Raw genomic sequence first — 6,900 nt, forward strand, 5'->3', positions numbered from 1 at the left:
TCAGCATCAGGATATTCTGAATTTGCAGCCATTTTCCAACTGTACCATTGATTACCGATTGCAGGTAAGTCAAAATCAATACCGTATGAAAACCGAGTTTCGTCTCCGGGCATCGCGCAAACGAAAGCATCTTTATCTCTTACCCAGATAGGTTCGTTTATCACGTAAGTCTCATGAAGAGACCGGGACTGTGCCGCTAACCCTGCTTGAATAATGCTTTCTACCCACACAGAAGCCGAACCGTCAAGAACAGGAACTTCACTTCCATCAATTTCGATACGCGCGTTATCAACACCCATAGCAGCCAAAGCAGCTAAAAGATGTTCGACAGTACGAATGTGAATTTCACCTTTACCTAATTGAGTTGAAAGAACGGTGTGATTTACTGCTCCTATTTGTGCGGGAATAATCGGAGATTCTGGTAAATCTACCCTTACAAAATAGCGACCGCTTCCAGGAACCGCGCTTTTTATAGTTACAGTCGTGGTTACACCGTTGTGTAATCCTACGCCAGTTTGTGTAATTTCTGCGGCTAAAGTATGTTGTTGCATTAGTCTGGGGTCAGGGGTAACGGTCAAACGTTATTAAACGCGCTTCAAAAGTCAATATTCATACACTAAACTTTTGACTCCGGATTTTTAACTGAAAAAAGACTTATCAAAAAAGTATTGGGTAAATACAACCAAATGACAAGTTAACTAACAAACAGAATCAAATAAGTTATGAGTGCTGAGTGCTGAGTTATGAGTGCTGAGTGCTGAGTGCTGAGTGCTGAGTTATAACTTCTACTCAGCACTCAGCACTCAGCACTTTCAACTCTTAAAATCTTTCCCCGATACCAAAGTTGATGCGGCTGTCACCGTCGTTATTGATACCGTAGTCAATACGAATAGGTCCGAGAGGAGATTGGACGCGGACACCTAAACCGTAACCGTATCCTGTACCATTTTTGTTTAATACTTCCGCAGGTCTAGTACTGGTGCCTAAGTCGCTACCGACATCAAAGAATAAGGCGCCGCTAACTACGGAGAAAACAGGGAAGCGATATTCAACCGAAGCTTGAACGTAGCTTCTTCCACTACCAAGTTGACCTTCCTCATAACCACGAACGGAGTTACTACCACCTAATGAGAATGCTTCGTAGGGAGGTAAATCTCCTAAGATAGTACCCCCTTGGAAGTTAAATGCTAGGGCTTGAGGACCTTTAGTAAAGTTGGTAAATTGAACTGGTATGTAATAACTGTAACTTCCACGCAAACGGGTTAGGAAAATATTACCAAGTCCAACTGGTACTGATTGATCAACACCAAAACGTAGTAAAGAACCACTTGTAGGTTGTAAAGGATTATTACGCTTATCACGCGAGGCGCCTAGTTGTAATAATAGTAAATCGTCCTGTCCTTCACCTGATTGGCTAAGTTGAACCTCACTATTGGGGTCAAGGTTAACTCTTCCGACTCGTCGTCTGTTTCCATCAAAATCGGTTGTTTCCACCCGTTGATACTGTAAACCTGCGGAAGCTACCCATTCAGCCGCTCTAAAAGGATTTGAGGACAAGGGACGAGTGAAAGTTACACCTCCACCTGTTCTCACAACGCGCGGACGGTCTCCCTCTTGGGTTGGATTATTAGGGTCAAATGTTTCGATATTATTGTCTTTACCTTCAAAGAGAAGCGATATTGACTGTCGTCTAAATGCATTAACCGTATATGAAGTCCTGTACGGGTCACCCGCTATCCAAGGGTCGGTAAACCGAACATCGAACAAGAAATCGCGTACAGAAAGCTGTAATTCTGCTCCCAATTTCTGGTTTCTACCGTTTAAGTTTTGCTGCTGGTAACTAATCGTACCAAACAAGCCGCTTGCAGAACTTATACCGGCGCCTGCTGCTATCGAACCACTATTACGCTCAACAACGTTGACAACGACATCAACTTTACTAGGGTCACTACCTGGGTCAAGGGAAACGTTAACGTCTTCAAACAAGCCTAATCCAAATACCCGCTGTAAATCTCTTTGGACAATGTTGCGGTTAAAGATTTTTCCGGGTTTTAACTCTAACTCGCGCGTAATAATATACTTTTGCGTACTGCCGCGAATTGGTTCACCTTTTTCGTTGGTTTCTTGACCATCTTTATTTCGGAATCTAACACGGATATTTTCGACTACCCCTTCTGCTACTTGTAGTGTAACTACACCGTTTTCTGACACTTGAGGGGCGCCGATGACATTTGCCAGAACAAAACCTTGGTCTTGATAGCGTTTGGTTAAGGTTTTAATTCCTTCTTGCAAATCACGCAGGTTGAGAATTTTACCGTATTGTTCCTTAAATATTTCATCAATGGCAGTAGCAGGCAATACTGAAGCTATATTCGTACCAGGGTTAGCTTGAATTTGTACCTTTGTTAATTTCGGGTTTTGTTGCACAACGAAGCTGACACGCACGCCAAGTGGTGTATCTTCTGGTAGTGCTTGTACGTTTGAGAAAAACCCAGTTGCAAAAATTGCGTTGATGTCTTCTTGTAATAGTGAGCGTGTTGTGGTGCGTCCAGCTTGAGTTTTAATCACACGATAAACTTCTTGCTCTAGTTGAGGTGCCAACTCTCCACTTTGAGGTCTAACTTGAACCTCAGAAACTAAAACACGCGGTTCTGTTGCTTCTGGAGTTTGAGGTTGATTATTTTGAGGCAGATTAAATTGAGGTGTCGAAGGGTTCTGCGGTGTTTCATTCGGTTGTTGTGGAGATGGTTGAACTGATGGTGGTTGAGTTGTGGGCGCTCCAGTACCAGGTAGCACTGGTGTCCCACTGCCAGGTGTTCCTTCAGGCACTATCGGAGGTAGCGGTGCCTGTTGCTGTGTAGGGTTTGTAGGGTTTGTAGGGTTTGTAGGTGAAGGATTTGTTCCAGGTGCTTGGTTCGGATTTGTTTGTAACGGGTTTAACGGCGCCTGCTGTTGAGTATTATTAGGAGGCGTAGCAGGATTAACTGGAACCGGGTCTGGCAGTGGGGTCTGTATTTGATTCGGTTGAGATTGTATTTGGGCTGTATTAGGTGCTTTAGATACTGGCTTCACTCCAGCAGGTATTGTTTTTAAAGCTTCAGATGCTGGAAAAACAGCTACCACTTGATGCTCAGTATTATCAGTATTAATAGCTGAAGGAGTCACAGTCGGAACAGTAACAGTCGGAACAGTAACAGCCGGAGCAGCAACAGTCGGAGCTGTAACAGTCGGAATAATAACGGACGTTGTTTTATCAGTAGTTTTGTTAGTATGTTGTATTAATTTTTGTACTAACTTTTGTTGCGGAGTTTGTGCATTTGCCACCGAACTTCCTAGTGGTGCGGCAATTGCTACCATTGTCACTAAAACGGGAGATAAGCGCATTTTCTCTAGTTTCCTCTTCACGTCCACACACCATCAGAAAAATTGTTAGTTATCAGTAGTCAATGAGAATTGGTTGCCGATTGGCATTGGTCATCAGTCAATGTTTACTAGTTAACAGCCATTAGTCAACGGTTAGCAACTACAAAGATAACCAAAACTATAAAATGGCACTAGTTAAGATTTTCTGTCGAAAACACCAAGAAACCCGAATTTTCCATATTCATCAACTTAGTTTTTGGCTTCTACGGCTTTTAATACGCGATTTAAGACCTCCTGGTAAGCATCTTCTACGTTTCCCATATCCCGACGAAATCGGTCTTTGTCCAAAACCCGACGGTCGGGGTCATTATTATACGATGTATCCCACAAACGACATGTATCGGGACTAATTTCGTCTGCCAGCAAAATCTGCTGATGTGCGTCCAAACCAAACTCCAGTTTAAAGTCCACTAAAGTTATATCGCAGCGCGCCCAAAAGTCACGTAAAAACTGATTGATTTCCAATGCTAGATGAGTTATTGTGTGTACTTGTTCCACAGTCGCCAGTTCTAGCAAGAATAAGCGTTCGCGCGTTAATAGTGGGTCGCCTAGCTGGTCATTCTTGTAATAAAATTCAACTAACGGCTCAGATAGTACCGTACCTAGTGCCAAACCTGTCTGTTGGCATAAGCTTCCAGCAGCGATATTCCGCACCACAACTTCTAACGGCACTATCTTTACTGCTTTCACCCGCATTTGATTCGGCGCCGGAGTATCAATGTAATGAGTTTTTATGCCTAGTGCTTCTAACTCTTGAAATAATTGGGCAGAAATGGTACAATTAATGACTCCCTTGTTAAGAATGCTACCACGCTTTTGAGCGTTAAAGGCAGTAGCGTCGTCTTTGAAGTCGGCAAGTAAAATCTCAGGTTCTTCCGTAGAGTAGATTATTTTGGCTTTGCCTTCGTATAACTTGGTGTGAACAGACATACAGGAAAGGTTAAATATTTGGGCTGTAGACGCGCTTTGATGTTTTGAGCTTAACCATTTTATCTTTAGTTGCCTATTCTTTAGTTATTAATTCGTGCCATGCGCTTAAAGTCTATTTTTAATATTTCTTCACGAGCGAGAATATTTTATTCTTTTTCGAGCTAACCGAATGTGCTTATAGTACTTATAAGTGTACTTAAGGCAAAAGTATCTATTTAACGCTTAGTTTCAGGCTATTTGCGGTTGTCAACTAATATGAACTACGAATTAAATGGTCAATATTGATACTAACTATTGTAATTTATTACGTAATACGACAAAGTTTAAGATTCCCGACTTCTCAAGAAGTAGGGAATCTTAAGGGAATCTGAATAGTTTTCAGTTTAATTAATACAGGGTTTGATCAATATGGAGACAACAAAAGTGAACAAAGATGATTTTCTCTATCCTCGCAGCCGTTATTATGGCCAAGTAAAACCAGAAAACTTGGTATTTAACGCTAACCTACAAGAGTTTGCACAGAAAATTAGCTTTATTTGCAGTTTAGAGACTTCTGGCAAAATATCTCCAGAAGATGCATACGAACAAGTTAAGGCACTATGGAAACAATTAAAACGCGCGAAGAAGGAATTACACATAGGTGAAAATCCTTTCGGAAACTCCGAAAGTTAATATTACTCAGCACTCAGCACTCAGCACTCAGCACTCAGCACTCATTACTCATTACTTACTAGTCATAGTCCAAACACCATCCCAAGCATTGGATGGAGGTTTGGATAAATAATTGCGCGCGCGTTCGAGGTGAACATCTGTAGTATGGTCTTGAGGTCTTAACTGTTTTGCTGCTTCAAAACAAATAACTGCATCTCGGAAGTTACGTGATAAATATGCAGAGCGACCTGCATGGTAATGTGATAAAAATTCCTGTGTCTTATCGTCAAGTGGTGCGCTGCGGTCGCCAATTAGTTCATATATATTAACTGCTTGATGTTTACCTTTAACACGAATTTTATCGAGTTGACGTACCCAAATTCTTTCGCTGCACAGTTGATAAGTAAATTCGCTTAAAACTATATCACAATTATATTCTTTTGTTACTCCTTCTAACCGCGAACTCAAATTTACGCCATCGCCGATAACGGTGTAGTCCATGCGTTTGTGGGAACCAATATTACCAGAAACAACTTCGCCAGAACTTAAGCCAATACCTATATGAATTAAAGGTTGTTCTTGTATAATTCTACGCTGGTTAAATTCTTCAAGGCGCCGCCGCATTTCAAGAGCTGCTTGTACAGCTTTCCAAGCATGATTTTCATTTAGTGGTAGAGGTGCCCCAAACACGGCCATTAAAGCATCACCGATAAATTTATCGAGGGTTCCTTCATGATTAAAAACGGCTTCAACCATTGTTCCAAAATATTGGTTGAGCAGAGAAACAACTTCTGCGGCGCCGAGATTTTCTGTAAGTGTAGTGTATCCTCGGATATCCGAAAACAAAATAGTCACATCTTTACGTTCACCTACCATCAAAGCGTCTTCGCCTAACGCCATAACTTGTTCAGCGACATGAGGCGTTAAATAACGATACATAGTAGTTTTCATCCGCTTTTCACGACTGATATCTTCCAGCACAACTAGTCCACCACGTACACCACCTTCTGGATTTGTCAAGGGGTTAACTGTTAAATTCATACTACGCTCAATTGGTTGCACTTGATGCGCTTTAAGTAATTCTGACTGTGGAGTTAATGGTTGATTCCAAGGAATATATATATCAGGGTTATTACGGTCGCGTACAGCTAATATTGAACATTTAAACGAAGTTGATGATACATCTTTTACATCCTCTACAAGATTTGTAGTCTTAGAATTTGGTGGTTTTCTACCTTGTTTATTTAAAGAAACTGATTGATCTATGGGATTATTTTCTGGCAAGTCTTGAATATAAGTATGAATAGCGATTGTTAAGTCTTGTTCTGGTACAAAATGTCTAGCTCCGATTTTTAGACTGTCTTGGAGTCGCATCTGTAAATTGTCAATTGGCACTACGTCCCAAACTAGGCGCCCAATTAAGTTACTTTCCCATAAGTTTTTATTATATTTGCTATAAATATCACTGAGGGGACATCCTAATAACTCTAATGCTGCGTCATTAATGGTAACGATTCTTCCCTCCATGTCGGTAGAAATTACCGCGTCGGAAAGACTCTGTAAAATATCCTTCTGATACTGTTTTTCAAGCAATACGTTTTCAAACAAACGAGCATTTTCAAGCGCGATCCCTGCTTGGATATTAAACGCGCGCATAAACTCTTCGTCTGAAGCTGTGAAGCTACCTTGCTGTTTGTTGATAAGCTGCGTGACCCCAATTAACTCATTTGCGGAATTGAACACGGGTAAACACAAAATATTTCGCGTCATATACCCTGTTTTTTTATCTGTGTTAGGGTCAAAACGTGGGTCTTTATATGCATCAGGAATATTCAAAGCATCACCTGTTGAGGCAACATAACCAACAATTCCGCGATTTGAAGGAATCCTTATTTC

General features: G+C 41.3%; 5 protein-coding genes. 1 reads left to right on the forward strand and 4 read right to left on the reverse strand.

Going from position 1 to position 6,900, the window contains the following annotated elements; genetic code table 11:
• The 3 genes from lpxC to purC all read right to left on the reverse strand — a co-directional run.
• A partial coding sequence (lpxC, locus tag AC2JBO_RS41420) for a UDP-3-O-acyl-N-acetylglucosamine deacetylase (protein WP_496959447.1) occupies nucleotides 1–551 on the reverse strand: 551 nt, incomplete at its 3' end.
• 268 nt (nucleotides 552–819) lie between these two features.
• Nucleotides 820–3,384, reverse strand: coding sequence for a BamA/TamA family outer membrane protein (locus tag AC2JBO_RS41425; RefSeq protein ID WP_496959448.1), 2,565 nt, complete (start codon nucleotides 3,382–3,384; stop codon nucleotides 820–822).
• 228 nt (nucleotides 3,385–3,612) lie between these two features.
• A complete protein-coding gene (gene purC / locus AC2JBO_RS41430; protein WP_496959449.1) occupies nucleotides 3,613–4,353 on the reverse strand; it encodes a phosphoribosylaminoimidazolesuccinocarboxamide synthase in 741 nt (246 codons plus the stop codon).
• Nucleotides 4,354–4,761: 408 nt separating this feature from the next.
• On the opposite strand from purC, the gene AC2JBO_RS41435 reads away from it, so the two are divergent.
• Nucleotides 4,762–5,025: a DUF7219 family protein gene (locus AC2JBO_RS41435; protein WP_496959450.1), complete on the forward strand. Its 264-nt coding sequence runs from the start codon at nucleotides 4,762–4,764 to the stop codon at nucleotides 5,023–5,025.
• A gap of 51 nt (nucleotides 5,026–5,076) precedes the next feature.
• On the opposite strand, the gene AC2JBO_RS41440 is transcribed toward AC2JBO_RS41435, so the two are convergent.
• Nucleotides 5,077–6,900: adenylate/guanylate cyclase domain-containing protein (locus AC2JBO_RS41440; protein ID WP_496959451.1), on the reverse strand; the 1,824-nt coding region annotated here is incomplete at its 5' end.

Source organism: Calothrix sp. CBUCES-K 9914 (genome assembly GCF_059640475.1).